At 46.7% G+C, this 18,152-nt stretch carries 11 protein-coding genes and 8 tRNA genes; 4 read left to right on the forward strand and 15 right to left on the reverse strand.

The genetic code is table 11. The features are described 5' to 3' along the window. Positions 1-442: 442 nt before the first annotated feature. The 3 genes from AEA42_RS19215 (at position 443) to AEA42_RS19225 (ending at position 5,237) form a co-directional block, all read left to right on the forward strand. Positions 443-907: a DNA polymerase III subunit chi gene (locus AEA42_RS19215; protein WP_037420941.1), complete on the forward strand. Its 465-nt coding sequence runs from the start codon at positions 443-445 to the stop codon at positions 905-907. Between the two features lie 15 nt (positions 908-922). Continuing rightward, a complete protein-coding gene (locus AEA42_RS19220) occupies positions 923-3,799 on the forward strand; it encodes a valine--tRNA ligase (RefSeq protein WP_055648569.1) in 2,877 nt (958 codons plus the stop codon). Positions 3,800-3,917: 118 nt separating this feature from the next. Continuing rightward, on the forward strand, positions 3,918-5,237 hold the full coding sequence (locus AEA42_RS19225) for an IS4 family transposase (protein ID WP_055648570.1): 1,320 nt from the start codon (positions 3,918-3,920) through the stop codon (positions 5,235-5,237). A 395-nt stretch (positions 5,238-5,632) separates the two neighbouring features. On the opposite strand, the gene AEA42_RS19230 is transcribed toward AEA42_RS19225, so the two are convergent. The 13 genes from AEA42_RS19230 to recA all read right to left on the reverse strand — a co-directional run bounded on the left by AEA42_RS19230 (position 5,633) and on the right by recA (position 13,149). Continuing rightward, positions 5,633-5,709: transfer RNA gene (locus tag AEA42_RS19230), tRNA-Arg, on the reverse strand. Positions 5,710-5,803: 94 nt separating this feature from the next. Continuing rightward, positions 5,804-5,895: transfer RNA gene (locus AEA42_RS19235), tRNA-Ser, on the reverse strand. 36 nt (positions 5,896-5,931) lie between these two features. Continuing rightward, positions 5,932-6,008: transfer RNA gene (locus AEA42_RS19240), tRNA-Arg, on the reverse strand. A gap of 43 nt (positions 6,009-6,051) precedes the next feature. After that, a tRNA-Arg gene (locus AEA42_RS19245) sits at positions 6,052-6,128 on the reverse strand. A 43-nt stretch (positions 6,129-6,171) separates the two neighbouring features. Beyond that, positions 6,172-6,248: transfer RNA gene (locus tag AEA42_RS19250), tRNA-Arg, on the reverse strand. 82 nt (positions 6,249-6,330) lie between these two features. Further along, positions 6,331-6,407: transfer RNA gene (locus AEA42_RS19255), tRNA-Arg, on the reverse strand. A gap of 30 nt (positions 6,408-6,437) precedes the next feature. Beyond that, positions 6,438-6,514, reverse strand: a tRNA-Arg gene (locus tag AEA42_RS19260). Positions 6,515-6,534: 20 nt separating this feature from the next. Next, positions 6,535-6,626 (reverse strand) — tRNA-Ser (locus AEA42_RS19265). Positions 6,627-6,829: 203 nt separating this feature from the next. Beyond that, entirely contained in the window at positions 6,830-7,027 is a 198-nt protein-coding gene (csrA, locus tag AEA42_RS19270) for a carbon storage regulator CsrA (RefSeq protein ID WP_006082602.1), read from the reverse strand. 118 nt (positions 7,028-7,145) lie between these two features. Next, positions 7,146-8,402: an aspartate kinase gene (locus AEA42_RS19275; protein WP_037420970.1), complete on the reverse strand. Its 1,257-nt coding sequence runs from the start codon at positions 8,400-8,402 to the stop codon at positions 7,146-7,148. 9 nt (positions 8,403-8,411) lie between these two features. After that, positions 8,412-11,036 carry an alanine--tRNA ligase gene (alaS, locus tag AEA42_RS19280; protein ID WP_055648571.1) on the reverse strand — a complete coding sequence of 875 codons (2,625 nt, stop codon included), beginning with the start codon at positions 11,034-11,036 and terminating at the stop codon, positions 8,412-8,414. 554 nt (positions 11,037-11,590) lie between these two features. Next, a complete protein-coding gene (locus tag AEA42_RS19285; RefSeq protein ID WP_055648572.1) occupies positions 11,591-12,001 on the reverse strand; it encodes a regulatory protein RecX in 411 nt (136 codons plus the stop codon). 74 nt (positions 12,002-12,075) lie between these two features. After that, positions 12,076-13,149, reverse strand: a complete 1,074-nt coding sequence (gene recA / locus AEA42_RS19290) for a recombinase RecA (RefSeq protein ID WP_037420979.1) — start codon at positions 13,147-13,149, stop codon at positions 12,076-12,078. 382 nt (positions 13,150-13,531) lie between these two features. On the opposite strand from recA, the gene mutS reads away from it, so the two are divergent. Beyond that, a complete protein-coding gene (gene mutS, locus AEA42_RS19295; RefSeq protein WP_055648573.1) occupies positions 13,532-16,102 on the forward strand; it encodes a DNA mismatch repair protein MutS in 2,571 nt (856 codons plus the stop codon). 82 nt (positions 16,103-16,184) lie between these two features. Here mutS and rpoS read toward each other — a convergent pair whose 3' ends face one another. Continuing rightward, positions 16,185-17,165 carry an RNA polymerase sigma factor RpoS gene (rpoS, locus tag AEA42_RS19300; protein WP_037421178.1) on the reverse strand — a complete coding sequence of 327 codons (981 nt, stop codon included), beginning with the start codon at positions 17,163-17,165 and terminating at the stop codon, positions 16,185-16,187. 82 nt (positions 17,166-17,247) lie between these two features. Then, positions 17,248-18,144 carry a peptidoglycan DD-metalloendopeptidase family protein gene (locus tag AEA42_RS19305; RefSeq protein WP_055648574.1) on the reverse strand — a complete coding sequence of 299 codons (897 nt, stop codon included), beginning with the start codon at positions 18,142-18,144 and terminating at the stop codon, positions 17,248-17,250. Between the last annotated feature and the right edge of the window lie 8 nt (positions 18,145-18,152).

Consider the following 18,152-nt stretch of genomic DNA (forward strand, 5'->3'; position numbering starts at 1 on the left):
TTTACCTGTGAGGCTTTTACCTGATTGCAGATCTTTAAGGGCTTGTTCGAAGTTAAAAGGTTGGGTCATGTGTCATTCCTGTTTTTGAATATTTTACTGAAATGACACAGAATTATGAACACTACCAAAGCGTCAATGAATCCTTTAATAACAATGCTCAATAACCTAGGAGGAATAGTTTGTTTGACCAGTCTTTCAACCAGCGCACCTTCGGGTGCGCTTTGCTTTTATACTCCATAGTCGTTCAACCATTTATATAAGCACTTAGTATTAAGCTTGTTCTCAAATTAGTGAACATTTCGCACAGTAACTGTTTAAGTGAAACACCTGTCCCCCGTAGCTTAATCTACCGCTAAAAACCCCAGAGCGAAGCGTTAACCCAGCTCGAGTTTTAGTGTAGACTTACCCGTTCGTCCATAACTCAAAGCAAGGCATTGAAATCATGACTCAAGCGCTGTTTTATCTACTGCCGCCGATGGGCGTGAACACGGCCTTTAGTGACATGTATCAATTGGCTTGCCGCTTGGCCCAACAGGGATTTATAAACCAGCAGCAGGTCTATATTCACTGTCAGGACAAGAACATCGCCTTCGAAATCGACGAGTTACTATGGCAGTTTGAACCCAGTGCATTTGTCCCCCATAACCTCAAAGGTGAAGGCCCAACCACGGGTTCCCCCGTTGAAATCGGTTTTGATCGACTTGGACCTAACAAAAGTCGTCAACTTCTGATTAATCTTGCAGACCAAGTACCGCCATTTGCGGTAAACTTTGGTCAAATCTTCGATTTTGTAGCTAATGACGACCAACATAAGGCGATAGCACGTGAACGCTACCGCCAATATCGTGGCTTAGGGATTGAATTAACAACCCAAAATTTAGCAACACATCCACTTAATTTAGCTTGAGACAGATACGTTCCCATGGAAAAAACATACGATCCTCAGTCCATTGAGCAGACTCTTTACCAAAACTGGGAAGAGCAAGGTTACTTTAAGCCCCACGGCGATGCCTCACAGGGCAACTATTGCATCATGATCCCACCGCCCAATGTGACGGGCAGTCTGCACATGGGTCACGCTTTCCAAGATACCATCATGGATACCCTGATCCGCTACCAACGTATGAAGGGTAAAAACACCCTGTGGCAAGTCGGTACTGACCATGCGGGTATTGCGACTCAAATGCTGGTTGAGCGTAAGCTTGAAGCCGAAGAAGACAAGAGCCGCCATGATCTTGGCCGCGATGCTTTTATGGAAAAAGTCTGGGAATGGAAAGCGCAATCGGGCGGCACCATCACTAAGCAGCTACGTCGTATGGGCGCCTCTGTGGATTGGGACCGTGAGCGTTTTACCATGGACGAAGGCTTGTCTAAAGCCGTTCAAGAAGTGTTTGTCCGTCTCTATGAAGATGATTTGATTTACCGTGGTAAACGCTTAGTAAACTGGGATCCCAAGCTGCATACCGCGATTTCTGATCTCGAAGTGGAAAACAAAGAAAAGCAAGGCCACATGTGGCATCTGCGTTATCCATTAGCCGATGGCGAACTGACTGCTGACGGTAAAGATTACCTCGAAGTCGCCACCACGCGTCCAGAAACTATGTTAGGCGATAGCGCGGTTGCAGTTCATCCAGACGATGAGCGTTATCAAGCACTGATCGGCAAATTTATTCTGCTGCCTATCGTTAATCGTCGCATCCCAATCGTTGCCGATGACTATGTGGACATGGCTTTTGGTACAGGTTGCGTGAAAATCACCCCTGCCCACGACTTTAATGACTATGAAGTTGGTAAGCGCCATAAGCTGCCCATGTTCAACGTGTTGACCTTAGATGCGGCCATTCGCGCATCAGCCGAAGTCGTCAATACCGATGGCACCATCAACACCACCTTAGATGGCAGCCTACCTGAGCGTTTCGCAGGTTTAGATCGTTTCAAAGCCCGTGATGCAATCGTGGCAGAGTTTGAAACCTTAGGTCTGCTCGAAAAAATCGCGCCACACAGCCTAAAAGTGCCCTACGGTGACCGCTCAGGCGTAGTTATTGAGCCGATGCTGACCGACCAATGGTACGTTGCCGTTGCGCCTATGGCGAAAACTGCCATCGAAGCCGTTGAAAATGGCGATATTAAGTTTGTGCCGCAGCAGTACGAAAACATGTACTTCTCTTGGATGCGCGACATTCAAGATTGGTGTATCTCTCGCCAATTATGGTGGGGTCACCGCATCCCCGCTTGGTACGATGCGAACGGTAAAGTTTATGTGGGCCGCACCGAAGCTGAAGTGCGTGCTAAGCACAATATCGATGATGCTATCGCCCTGCGCCAAGATGAAGACGTACTGGATACTTGGTTCAGCTCTGCCCTGTGGACATTCTCGACCTTAGGCTGGCCTGACAATGTTGAAGATTTAAAAACCTTCCACCCTACCGATGTGTTGGTAACGGGTTTTGACATCATCTTCTTCTGGGTTGCCCGTATGATCATGATGACCATGCACTTCATCAAAGATGAAGACGGTAAGCCACAGGTGCCATTTAAAACCGTTTATGTGACCGGCCTTATCCGCGATGAAGCGGGTAACAAGATGTCAAAATCTAAGGGCAACGTACTTGACCCATTGGATATGATCGACGGTATCGATCTAGAAGCCCTCGTTGAAAAACGCACCGGCAACATGATGCAACCTCAACTAGCCGCCAAGATCGAAAAGATCACCCGTAAAGAATTTGAAAATGGTATCGAAGCCCACGGTACTGATGCCCTGCGCTTTACCCTAGCGGCAATGGCCTCAACTGGCCGTGATATCAACTGGGACATGAAGCGTTTGGACGGTTACCGCAGCTTCTGTAACAAGCTTTGGAACGCGTCACGTTACGTATTGATGAATACCGAAGGCCAAGATTGCGGCCCGAACTCTCCGGACTACCAAGGCGGCGAGATGGAATTGTCGCTGGCGGATCGCTGGATCATCGGTTTATTCAACCAAACCGTAAAAACCTATGACGACCACATGGCAAACTATCGCTTCGACCTCGCTGCTAACACACTGTATGAGTTCACTTGGAACCAGTTCTGCGATTGGTACTTAGAGTTAACTAAGCCAGTGCTGCAAAACGGCAATGAAGCGCAAATGCGTGGCACCCGCCATACACTGGTCAATGTGTTAGAAGCGATGCAACGTCTGATGCACCCGATGATGCCATACATCACTGAAACCATCTGGCAACGCGTTAAACCACTGACAGGCGCCCAAGGCGACACCATCATGCTGGCACCATTCCCAAGCTATGATGCTGCCAAAGTAGATGCGACCGCGATGGCCGATCTCGAATGGGTTAAGCAAGTCATTGTTGCGGTTCGTAATATCCGTGCAGAGCTCAATATAGCGCCTTCTAAGCCATTAAATGCCCTACTGCGTGGCGTGAGTGCCCAAGACAAAGCCCGTGTTGAAGCTAACCAAGCCTTCTTCACAACGCTTGCACGCTTAGAAAGTATGACAATTCTTGGTGAAGGTGAAACGGCGCCAATGTCGACCACAGGTCTGATTGGCGAAATGGAATTATTAATTCCGATGGCAGGTCTGGTGGATGTAGCAGCCGAAATGGCTCGTATCGACAAACAGCTTGAAAAGCTGACTCAAGAGATTGCCCGTATCGAAGGTAAATTATCCAATGAAGGCTTCGTGGCGAAAGCACCGCCAGCAGTTATCGATAAAGAGCGCGCCAAGATGGCCGATCTGAGCCGCGATATGGACAAACTAAAAGAGCAAAAAGCCGAGTTTGCTAAGTTAGAAGCCTAATCACGGCATCTACGCTAAAAAGGGCTGTATTTTACATAATGCCGATCGTTTTAAGTAGTTGAATGATCTTTCAAGGGCTTCATAATCAGCCGCAACTTAAGTTGCGGCTGATTTTTTTATGTCTGAATTTTCTAAAGAGCTACTTGTTACTGCTGAATTTTGCCAATCGCAGGATATTGATGTATTCGCCAAACATGTTCCCATGGATTGGGTGGCTGAGGCTGTGCAACAAACTGGCAGGGCATCACTTCGAACCCGTCGTTTCCCTGCAGAGCAAGCTGTTTGGTTGGTTCTAGGTATTGGTTTGATGCGTAACCGCTCGATTCAGCAAGTCTGTGATACGCTCTCACTGGCGTTTCCCGACGCCAAGGGGGAGCTCCCGCCACTGGCGACTAGTAGCATCATCAAAGCCAAAGAAAAGTTGGGTTCAGAGCCCATGCGTTATCTGTTCAAAACAACCGCTGCACAGTGGGAAACACAGTGTGAATTTGATGAGATAGCGGGATTGAAATTGCTCAGTGTTGATGGGACGTATTTTAAGACGCATAACACTGAAGAAAACCATCACTTTGGCTTTGCACAAAGCACGGCTTCTTTTCCCTCTGTGCTGGCTGTCACCTTAATGTCTACTCGTAGCCACTTACTTTCTGATGCGGCTTTCGGGCCTGTTACCCACAGTGAAATTCACTACGCACAGCAATTGGTTGGCTCAGCTCCCGAGCATTCGCTCACGTTGTTTGACCGTGGGTTTATGTCTGCCGAATTGCTCATCAGCTGGCAAGGAAGCGGGACTAACACCTATTGGTTAACTCCGATAAAGTCTAAGACCCGCTATAGAATTATCGAGTCATTCTCAGAGTATGACCATCTGGTTGAGATGCCGATATCACCCCAAGCTAAACAACAAGCGCCTTATCTGGGGGAGAGCTGGCAAGCCCGCCTTATCCTTATTCCATCACCCAAAGGTGATATCAAAGGGTTTATCACGTCCTGCCTATGTCCCGACACTTATCCAGTGAACGATTTGCTCAAGGTGTATTGGCAGCGATGGGAGATAGAGAGGGGTTATGGTGAGCTGAAGCAATATCAATTGGAAAACAAACCCGTCCTGCGCAGTAAGAAGAAGGATGGGGTGTATCAAGAATTATGGGGTATCTTGACGACCTACAATATTGTGCGGCTAGAGATGGCTGCCATGGCAGTGCAGCATAAAGTTGAGCCACAGAGAATAAGTTTCATTAATGCCCTGTTTTTAATCCAGGATGAGTTTGGTTGGAGCGACAGAGGGAGTCCTGGAGCGATCCCACAGCACTTAAAACGACAGAGGGAAAATGGCAAAAGGTTGATTTTCCCCCCGAAGAGGAAGCGGCCCAGCTACCCGCGTGTGGTGCTAAAGAAAACGGTGAAATATCCAAGTAAAAATGCCACTCGCTCTTAAGCGAGTGGCATTATGTATTTTACAGCCCTTTTTATTTCCCCTGTTCCATCCTAAATCGCGTTAACACTCTTCAAACCTCTCTCAGAACTCGCCCCCCTAAGACCCAAAGAAGCTCATCGATCCCTTGTTCCATGCTTATCTCCCCTTCTCTCTTTTACGGCAGATATTGCTAGCCCATTGCTATCTCTTTATCACACGTAAAATAGCAAGCCAGAGCGATAAACATCATCGCTTAAGGCGTTGGCATTTCAACAAGCATAACGTGGCGTAAAAGACGGGCTATCAATGCGTAAAGCTCAACAAGAGATAAGGATTGAAGCAATATAATCCAGAAAAATCCCATAAAAAAAGCCCTGCAATTGCTTGCAAGGCTTATCTAAATCTAACTAAGTAGATGGTGCGCGTGGAAGGATTCGAACCTCCGACCGCCTGGTTCGTAGCCAGGTACTCTATCCAGCTGAGCTACACGCGCTTAAATACTGGGTAAGTTGCTACCTTACCGACAGACTTTAGTCTAGAAGAAGCACTTAAGTCTCGCAAATTAAATCTATTCACTAGGAATAGAATGGCGGAGAAGGAGGGATTCGAACCCTCGATGGGAGATAAAGCCCATACTCCCTTAGCAGGGGAGCGCCTTCGGCCACTCGGCCACCTCTCCGCAAAGTCTGCATTTGTAAGCTATTGCTTACTAAAATGGTGCGCGTGGAAGGATTCGAACCTCCGACCGCCTGGTTCGTAGCCAGGTACTCTATCCAGCTGAGCTACACGCGCATTTTTGCGTTTTGCTAACAAAGCAATTGCTCTGTCAGCTAATTGGTGCGCATGGAAGGAGTCGAACCTCCGACCGCCTGGTTCGTAGCCAGGTACTCTATCCAGCTGAGCTACATGCGCAGTTTTAACAGTTATCTCAACACATTCGCATTAAGATTGAATATGGTGCGCGTGGAAGGATTCGAACCTCCGACCGCCTGGTTCGTAGCCAGGTACTCTATCCAGCTGAGCTACACGCGCTTAAAACACTTACTTGAAGCACTAATTACAAAATTTCTTCTGAAATTCAAACCTGATGAGTTAAACATAACTGATGCAGAAATGGTGCGCATGGAAGGAGTCGAACCTCCGACCGCCTGGTTCGTAGCCAGGTACTCTATCCAGCTGAGCTACATGCGCGACTTGTATCTATCTTGCTTCAATAAAAAATGGTGCGCGTGGAAGGATTCGAACCTCCGACCGCCTGGTTCGTAGCCAGGTACTCTATCCAGCTGAGCTACACGCGCAGTTTTTTATTTGTAAGAAATGGCGGAGAAGGAGGGATTCGAACCCTCGATGGGAGATAAAGCCCATACTCCCTTAGCAGGGGAGCGCCTTCGGCCACTCGGCCACCTCTCCGTTTTCTTGGCGCACATATTACTGTTTGACGAAAATAAGTCAAACCCTTTTTCTGAAACCGATTCCATTTGAACTGTTTTTAATCACATTGCGGTTATATCAAGCCAATGTGTTGATTTACGCCAATCTTTCGGTTTCAAAAATAAAAAAGTCAGTTTAAAAACTGACTTTTTTATCTGACTAATACTCGCATAAGCTTCGTATTAAAAGTTACCGCCTTCTGAAGGCGTACCTGATTTTTCAGATTGAATGCGTTGATAGATTTCTTCACGGTGAACAGAAACCTCTTTCGGTGCATTCACACCGATACGCACTTGATTGCCTTTTACCCCTAGCACTGTAACTGTGACTTCATCACCAATCATCAGTGTTTCGCCAACACGACGAGTCAAAATCAGCATTCGATAGCTCCTTTATGTCTTAATTCAGCTTACACACGGCACTCATCCGGTAGATGGGCTTATTATAGGGTCAGCTGAGTACAAATTAATAGTATTCAATACTCAAACAGTTATTTAATTACACCTTATTTAGCTCGAATGCGTGATGCAACGCTCGAACTGCCTTGTGTAAGTCCCTTTCATCGATCACAGTTGACAATTTACTCTCCGATGTCGAAAGTAACTTAGCATGGATTGTTTCGTTACCCAATACATCTAACATCTTAGTCAATAATCCAACTTTTGCCTGTAAACCTTTGCCAACTAAGGACACTTTTGCACGTTGACGCTCAACATTCAATTGGCCTAGATCAAGACTTTCACTTAAAACTTCAAGCTCATGCAATAAAACATCCACTTTCGTCTCGGCCAACATAAAGCTGACAGACTCCGCTGGTGACGTTTCATTCAATTTCAAAGGAGTAATAAACTCAACGTCTATCTCAAGTCGAGCCAAACAGGCTAATAAGGCTTGATAACGCTCACTGCTGGTAAATAACCCTTCAATGGTCAAGGTTGCTAAGGCCTTATTGATCGCAATTCCTTGTACGGATGCGGGCATCGCAAGCTCAGACTCATCACCAAATTGAATTAATGTGCCCTGACCAGCTTCAAAACTCGACAACACCCGCAGCGGTACTTTAAACCGTTGCGCATATTCGACCGAGTCAGGATGAAGCACCTTAGCACCGAGCTTAGCCATTTCGAGCATGACATCAAAGCCAATCACATCGAGACGTCTAGCACTGCTGTCGATATTAGGGTCTGTCGTAAAAACGCCTGGTACATCGGTAAATATTTGACACTCATCGGCTCTTAGCGCCGCCGCTAGCGCCACAGCCGTCGTATCCGAACCACCACGACCTAAAGTGGTGACATCGCCATTAGGATCGATCCCTTGAAATCCAGCCACAATAGGCACGATGCCTTGTTCCAGCAAGGAGGTTAAGTACTCCGTATCAACACTTTCAATACTCGCCCGACCAAATTGGCTATTTGTATGGATTTGCACTTGATCGCCAGTCAGGGATCTTGCTTTGATACCACGGCGTTGCAACGCCATCGCCATTAACGCAATACTGATTTGCTCACCCGTAGAGACAAGCATATCGAGTTCCCGCGCACTTGCGCGGGGATCGATTTGCGCCGCAAGCGCAAATAGCCTATTTGTCTCACCTGCCATAGCAGAAAGGACCAATACTTGCAGCTCACCACTGTGAGCGGACTTTGCAATCTGCTCAGCAACTACTTCGATGCGTTCAATCGAACCCACCGAAGTGCCGCCAAACTTCTTCACAAAAAGCTTGCTACCACTAAGCTTTCGTTTTTCGAGCACAGCAACCTCTTAAGCTAAACGCTCAGTAATCCAAGGTAATACTTGAGATAGAGCCGCATCCAGATTTTCTGGTTGGCTACCACCCGCTTGAGCCATATCTGGACGACCACCACCTTTACCGCCCACTTGTGCAGCAACCATAGCAACCAGTTCACCAGCTTTGACTTTACTAACTAAGTCATTGCTCACACCCGCGATAAGGTTTACTTTGCCTTCCTGAGCAACACCGAGCAGGATAACGGCAGATTTCAGCTTTTGCTTTAACTCATCTTGCAGGCCGCGCAGTGCACCCGCCTCAACGCCTTCCAGCTTCTTAATCAGCACGTTAACGCCATTAACCACAACCGCATCACCCGCTAAATCCGCACTGGCTGCCGCAGCTAACTTATCTTTCAGTTGCTGCATGTCTTTTTCAAGCTGCTTCATTTTATCCAGCTGGGCTTTAAGCTTGGTCACAACGGATTGAGTATCGCCTTTCAGTAGTGCTGCCGCTTCTTCAAGTTGTGCCTGTTGCTGTGCCACATAGGCCATCGCTGCCGCGCCGGTTACCGCTTCGATACGGCGAACGCCCGCAGCAATACCGCCTTCAGAGGTAATTTTGAACAGACCAATGTCACCGGTGCGGCCAACATGGGTACCGCCACACAGTTCGATAGAGAAATCGCCCATGGTGACAACACGCACCTGAGCATCGTACTTCTCACCGAAGAGTGCCATAGCGCCTTTTTCTTTGGCTTCATCAATCGCCATTTCAGCGACTTTCAGCTCATGGTTGCGGCGAATTTGGGTGTTAACTAACTCTTCAACCTGTTTCAGCTCAGCAGGTTTGACTGCTTCGAAATGAGAGAAGTCGAAACGTAAACGCTCTGGGTCAACTAACGAACCTTTTTGAGTAACGTGAGTACCCAACACTTGACGCAGCGCAGCATGTAATAAGTGAGTCACAGAGTGGTTTAACTGAGTGCGGTGACGTAGCTTTTTATCCACTTTCGCTTCAAGTATTTGACCAACGCTTAAGCTACCAGCCATTAAGGTCCCTTTGTGGCCTGAAGCTTGGCCAAACTTTTGCGTATCGCTAACAGCAAACTCAATACCTTGAGCCACTAATACGCCCTTGTCACCGACTTGGCCGCCCGATTCAGCATAAAAAGGCGTTACATCGAGCACCACTACGGCATCATCACCCGCATTGATTGCAGGAACTGACTCGCCGTTCAGGTAAAGCGCGGTGACTTTAGCATTGCCAGTAAGTTCTGAGTAACCACAGAATGCGGTTTCAGCATCGATCTTAAGTGCTGCGTTGTAATCGGCGCCGAAGTTACCCGCGGCTTGAGCACGGCTACGTTGTTCAGCCATAGCCGCTTCAAAGCCCGCTTCGTCGACGATAATGTTGCGCTCACGGCATACGTCAGCGGTTAAATCCACTGGGAAGCCATAGGTATCGTACAGTTTGAAGACTGTTTCACCGTCTAAGGTGTCGCCCTGCAATTCGTTTAACGCGCTATCCAGAATGCCTAAACCACGCTCAAGCGTACGGGCAAACTGTTCTTCTTCAGCTTTAAGGGCTTTTTCAACAATCACTTGAGTATCGGCTAAACCTTTAGCGGCATCGCCCATCACTTCGATTAGCGTCGGAACTAACTTGTAGAAGAAGGCTTCAGTTGCCCCTAACTTGTTACCATGACGCACGGCACGGCGAATAATACGGCGCAGTACATAACCACGACCTTCGTTCGATGGCATCACACCATCTGCAACTAAGAAGGCGCATGAACGAATATGGTCGGCAATCACGCGCAGTGACTTGTTAGATAAGTCTGTCACGCCGATGATTTCGGCTGCTTTGGCGATCAAGGCGCGGAAAATATCGATTTCGTAGTTTGAATGAACCCCCTGCATAATCGCAGCGATACGCTCAATCCCCATACCAGTATCGACTGAAGGTTTTGGCAGCGGCAACATCTCACCAGAGGCTTGACGATTGTATTGCATGAATACGATGTTCCAAATTTCGATGAAACGATCGCCATCTTCCTCTGGGCTACCAGGACGTCCACCCCAAATGTGGTCGCCGTGATCATAGAAAATTTCGGTACAAGGGCCACAAGGACCAGTATCGCCCATTTGCCAGAAGTTATCTGAAGCATATGGCGCGCCCTTGTTATCACCGATACGGATGATATTCTCAGCAGCAACGCCAATCTTTTTATTCCAAATTTCAAAGGCTTCATCATCTGTTTGATAAACAGTTACACACAGACGATCCTTTGGTAGCTTCAATACTTCAGTCAGGAAGGTCCAACCAAAACGAATCGCATCTTCTTTGAAGTAATCACCAAAGCTGAAATTACCCAGCATTTCGAAGAAAGTATGGTGACGCGCGGTGTAACCAACGTTATCTAAATCGTTGTGTTTACCACCCGCACGGACGCAGCGTTGGGCAGTGGTCGCACGTGTATAGCTACGTTTGTCCATGCCAAGAAACACGTCCTTGAACTGGTTCATACCGGCGTTGGTAAATAAAAGCGTGGGATCATTGCCTGGTACAAGAGAACTACTGTCCACAACTTGGTGACCATTGCTGCGGAAAAATTCGAGGAAAGCACTTCTAAGCGCTGCTGTCGTTTGATACATGAAATCGTCCTGAATTGGGTAAGCATGACCAGCTACACCATAAGGTAGCCGTATTTCTATTTGCCCAGCATTATAAGCAGACTGAAGAAAGACGACCAGCCTTGAATAGCGATATCGCGCTTCGGAGTCTAATATTTTCGATGAGTTTTCATCTAATACAGGGCTTATCACAACAACCCAAGGTGAAAGTGGTGAAAAAGGACTAATTCTGTGAGGGAGATGAACTGAGTTAAGAATGATAAGCACAAACTTACCAGGGCAAGTTTATATGATTACATTAGGTCGTGTTGACGTTTCAGGGTTATTTTTGCAGCAGTTTGACTGGCTTTTATGCAAGGCAAAGTCCGTGCAGTGTAGTTATTCTACATAAACGGACGATAACGCGGCAGAAAAGCCAGCCAAATGCTACCCTAAGGGTTCGTCTGGCAAGCCCTTGCTCTTACTTTCTGTCATAAGAGCCGCTCGTCATTTGAGTAAACTACACATCATTCCTCGTTTCGCGAGCACGAACTTGCCAGAACGAACAAAATGTAATCTCGAAACGTCTACACGCCCTAGTCATCATTATCTTCCAAAGGATCATAATCTAAGGCATAGGTGACTTGTTCGTAATTAAAGCCTTGGCTCAGTAAAAACCGTACTCGTTTGGCTTTTTCTTTTGCAATTTGCTCGCGGGATAGTGAGCCTTTTACTTCAAACACTTTAGGGACCGTATACTTTTTGATGGCTTTCGCTTTTGCCAACTCAAACCAATCATGCTCATTTGCAGATAAGGCAGCTTCGATACAATCTTTAGTCAGCCCCTTTTGAGCAATAGCTTGACGAATGCGTATTGGTCCATGACCACGGGCAATGTGGCTTCGAACGAGAAGCTCGGCATAGCGCTTATCATTGATAAATCCTGACGCTTCACAATCATCAAGCACAGGATCGATATCAGCGACCTCAAAGCCTTTTTCGAGCAGTTTTGTGCGGATTTCTTGGCGGGAATAATCGCGGCGCGCTAACAGCGCGACCGCAATTTGACGGGCAGACTGGCTCAGAATACTTCGCCTGTTTCTAAATCAATATTCCCCTCGATATTATCATCATCGGATGCTGATGATGCCAGTGCACTTGGGTTACTCAATAATAACTCACGCAATGTCTTATCGATTTCAGCGGCAATGGCTGGGTTTTCAGTCAAATATTTACCCGCATTGGCACGGCCTTGACCAATTTTATCGCCCTTGTAGCTATACCAAGCACCAGCTTTCTCAATCAGTTTATGGGCTACCCCTAAATCGACTAACTCGCCAGTACGGTTGATACCTTGACCGTAAAGGATTTGAAACTCAGCTTGCTTAAATGGTGCAGCCACTTTGTTTTTAACGACTTTGACACGAGTCTCGTTACCAACCACTTCGTCGCCTTCTTTGATAGCACCAGTACGGCGAATATCTAAACGAACAGAAGCATAGAATTTCAGAGCATTACCACCCGTTGTGGTTTCTGGGTTACCAAACATCACACCAATCTTCATACGAATTTGGTTGATGAAGATTAACAGTGTATTCGATTGCTTGAGGTTACCCGCTAACTTACGCATCGCTTGGCTCATCATACGCGCTGCTAAGCCCATATGTGAGTCACCGATTTCGCCCTCAATTTCTGCCTTGGGTGTTAATGCCGCGACCGAGTCAACGATGATCACATCTACCGCGCCAGAACGGGTTAACGCATCACAGATCTCAAGAGCTTGTTCACCGGTATCGGGTTGTGAACACAATAAGTTATCAATATCTACGCCTAACTTTTTCGCGTAGATAGGATCGAGAGCGTGCTCAGCATCGATAAAGGCACAGGTTTTACCTTCGCGCTGAGCAGCGGCAATCACTTCTAATGTCAGGGTTGTCTTACCTGATGATTCAGGACCATAAATCTCAACAATACGGCCCATTGGTAAACCGCCAGCCCCTAAGGCGACGTCAAGGGAAAGTGAGCCAGTAGAAATGGTCTCGACATCCATAGAGCGGTCTTCGCCCAGCTTCATGATGGAGCCTTTACCAAATTGCTTCTCAATTTGGCTCAATACCGCAGCAAGTGCTTTCTCTTTGTTTGGATCGACCTTCATTCCTGTTCCCTCATCTAGACAGCATCAGTACTGTCAAAAGTGATATTCAATTTAATAAAGCGGGTGATCAAAAAGCGAGGCTCTTTGTCGTAATCTGCTGACTAGTATACTGTACAATCATACAGTATCAATACCTGTGAATGAATTATTTTTCAGTCAGAAAATTTTCCCATTTAGACAAGCTTTTACCCACCCATCCTGCAGATTTATCAAGATATCAGTGAATATCCACGCTTTGAGGATCAATTTTCTGTAAATTGTTGCTAAGATTGGCGCCAATTGATTTTAGACAGTAATAGTGCAAATCAACTGATTTTATCTCCCATTACTGTATGACTTTATTCCCTATTTCAGGGCCGGCATAGCGGACGATAACGATTTAATGAATCCTATAGATACCGATGATTTAGAAAAACATACCCCGATGATGCGTCAATATTTGACCATGAAAGCAGAGCATCACGACATGCTGCTGTTTTATCGTATGGGTGACTTCTATGAACTCTTCTATGATGACGCCAAACGAGCCTCTGAATTATTGGGCATTTCCCTTACGGCCCGAGGCAAAAGTGGTGGCGACCCGATCCCGATGGCGGGTATCCCTTACCATGCAGTTGAAGGCTATCTCGCAAAATTGGTTCAAATTGGCCAATCGGTTGCGATTTGTGAACAAATTGGCGATCCTGCCACCTCAAAAGGTCCGGTTGAGCGTAAAGTCGTACGCATTGTCACCCCAGGAACCTTAACCGATGAAGCGCTATTGCAGGAGCGGCAAGACAATCTGTTGGCCGCGGTTTATCAAGGCAAAGTGGGCTTTGGCTATGCGACTCTAGATGTGTCTTCTGGCCGTTTCGTGATTGCCGAATTAGAGACGAAGGAGTCCCTCGAAGCCGAGTTGCAACGTACGAATCCGGTCGAAATTCTTTATAGCGAAGATTTTGGTGCACTGGAGTTATTGCATCATTTTAAAGGCAAACGTCGCCGCCCTGAGTGGGAATTTGATTACGATACCAGTATCAAACTGCTGTTGGCCCAGTTTGGCACTAAGGATTTACACGGTTTCGGCATAACCGATGCTCGCCTATCGCTGCAAGCGGCAGGCTGCTTGATGCAGTACGTAAAAGACACCCAGCGCACCGCCCTGCCCCATATCAATGCTATTACCCGTTTTAATCAAACCGATACGATTGTCTTGGATGCGGCAACGCGCCGCAACCTCGAGCTGACACAAAATTTGAGTGGTGGTCGGGATAACACCCTAGCAGCTGTGCTCGACAATACTGCCACAGCCATGGGCAGCCGTATGTTACAACGCTGGATCCATCAGCCGTTGAGGGACCATGCACAGATTTTTGCTCGCCAAACGGCGGTCAATGAGTTGCTCGCGACCGCGGCCCATGAGTCATTGCATGAGCAGCTTAAAGCTCTAGGAGATATCGAACGTATCATGGCAAGACTGGCGCTTCGTACCGCTCGTCCACGGGATTTTGCCCGACTACGCCAAGCATTAAACCTATTGCCTCAATTGCAGCAATCATTAGCACAGTTAAGTGCCCCCCATACGGTGAAGCTAGGCCAGCTCTTAGGTGAGTTTCCCGAAGAGCAACAACTGCTTGAGCGCGCCATTGTCGATAACCCGCCCATGCTTATCCGTGATGGCGGCGTGATCCGTGAAGGCTACAATGCCGAGTTAGATGAATGGCGTGGCTTAAGTGAAGGTGCCAGCGATTATCTAGTACAACTCGAAGCGCGGGAAAAAGAACGCACTGGCATTGCCACGCTGAAGGTAGGCTACAACCGAGTCCATGGTTACTATATTGAAGTCAGCCGTCTGCAATCACAGCAAGTGCCATTAAATTACCAACGCCGTCAAACCCTTAAGAATATGGAGCGTTATATCACGCCCGAGCTTAAGGAATATGAAGAAAAAGTGCTGTCGAGCCAAGGTAAGGCGCTCGCTCTTGAAAAACAACTGTGGGACGAATTGTTTGATTTAATCTTCCCCAAATTGCATGAGCTACAAGCCTTTGCCAGAGCAGCAGCCGAACTCGATGTGCTCAGTAACTTTGCCGAACGTGCCGAAACCTTAGGATATACCTGCCCAGAACTGAGCAGCGAAATCGGGGTAAAAATTGAAGCGGGTCGTCACCCTGTGGTTGAGCGTGTGAGTCAAACGCCTTTTATCGCCAACCCTGTCACTCTGCACAATCAACGCCGGATGTTGATTGTTACAGGTCCAAACATGGGCGGTAAATCGACCTATATGCGTCAAGTTGCACTGATCACCCTAATGGCACACATTGGCAGCTTTGTACCCGCAGATCGTGCCATTATTGGCCCTATAGATCGAATTTTTACCCGTATTGGTGCCTCAGACGATCTCGCTTCAGGCCGTTCAACCTTTATGGTGGAAATGACTGAAACGGCCAATATTCTCCATAATGCCACTGCGCAGAGTTTAGTCTTGATGGATGAAATTGGTCGCGGCACATCAACCTACGATGGCCTGTCATTAGCCTGGTCTGCGGCTGAGTATTTAGCACAGCAAGTCGGCGCAATGACGCTATTTGCGACCCATTATTTCGAGCTAACACAGTTACCGGAACTCATGGTTGGCGTCTATAACGTGCACCTCGATGCGATTGAGCACGAAGATACCATCGCCTTTATGCATGCGGTGCAAGAAGGTGCTGCCAGTAAGAGTTACGGTTTACAAGTTGCGGCCCTTGCTGGTGTACCAGCTCGGGTGATTAAGGCGGCAAAACATAAACTACATCAGCTTGAGAGTCGCGACCATCAAGTAGAGGGCACAAAGGCACCGATTCAAACCTTGTTAGCCCTGCCGGAGCCAGTGGAAAATCCGGCCGTAAGCAAGTTAAAAGCCATCAATCCCGATAACCTGACCCCAAAACAGGCACTGGATTTACTCTATGAGCTTAAACGCTTGAGTTAAATAGCTTTGTTCATCGTAACTTAATAATAAAAACGCCCACAAAATGGGCGTTTTTTATGGGTTGATTAAACAACCTTAAGCATTAGTTTCTAAATAAAGCCTCTACAGATAGCCCTTGCGCCCCCAACAAATCGCGCATGCGTTTTAAGGCTTCCACTTGGATTTGGCGCACACGTTCACGAGTGAGACCAATTTCAGCGCCAACATCTTCAAGAGTTGATGGCTCGTAACCCAATAACCCAAAGCGTCGCGCTAACACTTCTCTTTGCTTGGTATTAAGTTCATTTAACCACTTCACAACTGAGTTAGAGATGTCTTCGTCTTGTACTTTAAAGTCTGGACCTACGTTATCGTCATCAGCAAGCACATCGAGTAACGCCTTGTCGTTATCGCCACCTAAGGGAATATCGACAGAAGTGATCTTCTCGTTAAGCTTCAGCATACGGCTGACGTCAACACTGGATACTTGTAGTTTCTCGGCAATTTCTTCTGCCGTAGGTTCATGGTCAAGTTTTTGCGCTAATTCCCGAGCTGTACGTAAATATACGTTAAGCTCTTTTACTACATGGATAGGCAAGCGAATTGTGCGAGTTTGGTTCATGATTGCACGTTCGATGGTTTGTCTGATCCACCAAGTCGCATAGGTTGAGAAACGGAAACCTCTTTCTGGGTCGAATTTCTCGACAGCACGTATCAAACCAAGATTACCCTCTTCGATTAAATCCAGCAGCGCAAGACCACGATTATTGTAACGACGGGCAATTTTAACCACGAGTCGCAGGTTGCTTTCGATCATGCGGTTACGGGATTTTTCGCAGCCTTTTAAGGCTTTACGGGAAAAGTAAACTTCTTCTTCTGCACTAAGCAGTGGGGAAAACCCTATTTCACCTAAATAGAGTTGTGTGGCATCAAGATTTTTTTGCAGGTCATCTTGAACCTGTTGTTCGAGTCCTAGTTCTTGAACTAAATCAGCGGCGATATCCTCTTTATCGAGATCAAACTCTGCGGCATCAACGGAAAAATCTACTAGTTCTTCTACGGCAGTGCTATTTATGCGGCTCATGATCGAATTCTCCCAAACCTAATTTAACTGCTTGTATTACTGCAATTTATTATCCTCCATGCCAAAACAAGGCCCTAAACAATCATTGCTTAGGTAAGTAGTTGAGTGGGTTAACAGACTGACCATGGTAACGAATGTCAAAACGTAACATTACTTGATTAGTACCTGTACTACCCATTTTAGCAATCGTCTGTCCAGCGAGGACATGTTGCTTTTCGTCGACTAAGATCTGATCCGCATGAGCATAAGCACTAAGGTAATCGTCACTATGCTTAATAATGACTAAATTACCATACCCCCTAAGCGCACTACCTGCGTATACCACCCGCCCATCTGCTGCAGCTTTGATGATATCTCCACGTTTTCCTGCGATCTTAATACCTTTATTTCCCTGCTCATTGGCAGAGTATGTTCCTATCAATTTACCTCTTACAGGCCATTGCCACTGGCTTACACTATCGGGTAGTGTCGATGTCGGAGCAATTATTGAAGGGTTAATATTTTGTTGGGAACTTGTTGCAGAATACGCAGGCTTTGCTTTCTGATCAAGTGTTTTTTTCGGTGTTTCACTAGATACAGAATTCTGAGGAAAATCATCACTAACTGATTGTTTTTTATTTTGATTATGCTGATATCCACCTTTATTTACCGAATTAATTCCACCTAAAGTCGTAGAAGGTTTACTATTTTGATTATGGTCATATGTTAAATACAAAACCTGACCAGGATAGATGGTATACGATTTATCTAATTGATTAATTTTAGCAATTTCGGCGTAATCTTTGCCTGCAGCCCAAGAAATAGAGTAAAGAGTGTCGCCTTTCTTAACTTTATATGAATTGGATTTAATATTGCCTTTGTTGTGCTTTGAATAATTGTGGGAAAGACTTTCGACAGGTGCGGGGCGACTCGCCTGAAAGCTACAGCCCGCAAGCAACAACAGTAAACTGAGGTTTAAAAGTAAACCCGCATTCAACAATAAAAACT

Origin of the sequence: Shewanella sp. Sh95, assembly GCF_001308045.1 — a bacterium.
Lineage (GTDB): Bacteria > Pseudomonadota > Gammaproteobacteria > Enterobacterales > Shewanellaceae > Shewanella > Shewanella xiamenensis.

Excerpts from the sequence above, each read along its gene's own strand:
- AEA42_RS19215 (WP_037420941.1), top strand. The coding sequence starts at position 443 with ATGACTCAAGCGCTGTTTTATCTACTGCCGCCGATGGGCGTGAACACG.
- AEA42_RS19220 (WP_055648569.1), top strand. The coding sequence starts at position 923 with ATGGAAAAAACATACGATCCTCAGTCCATTGAGCAGACTCTTTACCAA.
- AEA42_RS19225 (WP_055648570.1), top strand. The coding sequence starts at position 3,918 with ATGTCTGAATTTTCTAAAGAGCTACTTGTTACTGCTGAATTTTGCCAA.
- csrA (WP_006082602.1), bottom strand. The coding sequence starts at position 7,027 with ATGCTGATTTTGACTCGTCGTGTTGGCGAAACACTGATGATTGGTGAT.
- alaS (WP_055648571.1), bottom strand. The coding sequence starts at position 11,036 with ATGTATCAAACGACAGCAGCGCTTAGAAGTGCTTTCCTCGAATTTTTC.
- recA (WP_037420979.1), bottom strand. The coding sequence starts at position 13,149 with ATGAAGGTCGATCCAAACAAAGAGAAAGCACTTGCTGCGGTATTGAGC.
- mutS (WP_055648573.1), top strand. The coding sequence starts at position 13,532 with ATGAATCCTATAGATACCGATGATTTAGAAAAACATACCCCGATGATG.
- rpoS (WP_037421178.1), bottom strand. The coding sequence starts at position 17,165 with ATGAGCCGCATAAATAGCACTGCCGTAGAAGAACTAGTAGATTTTTCC.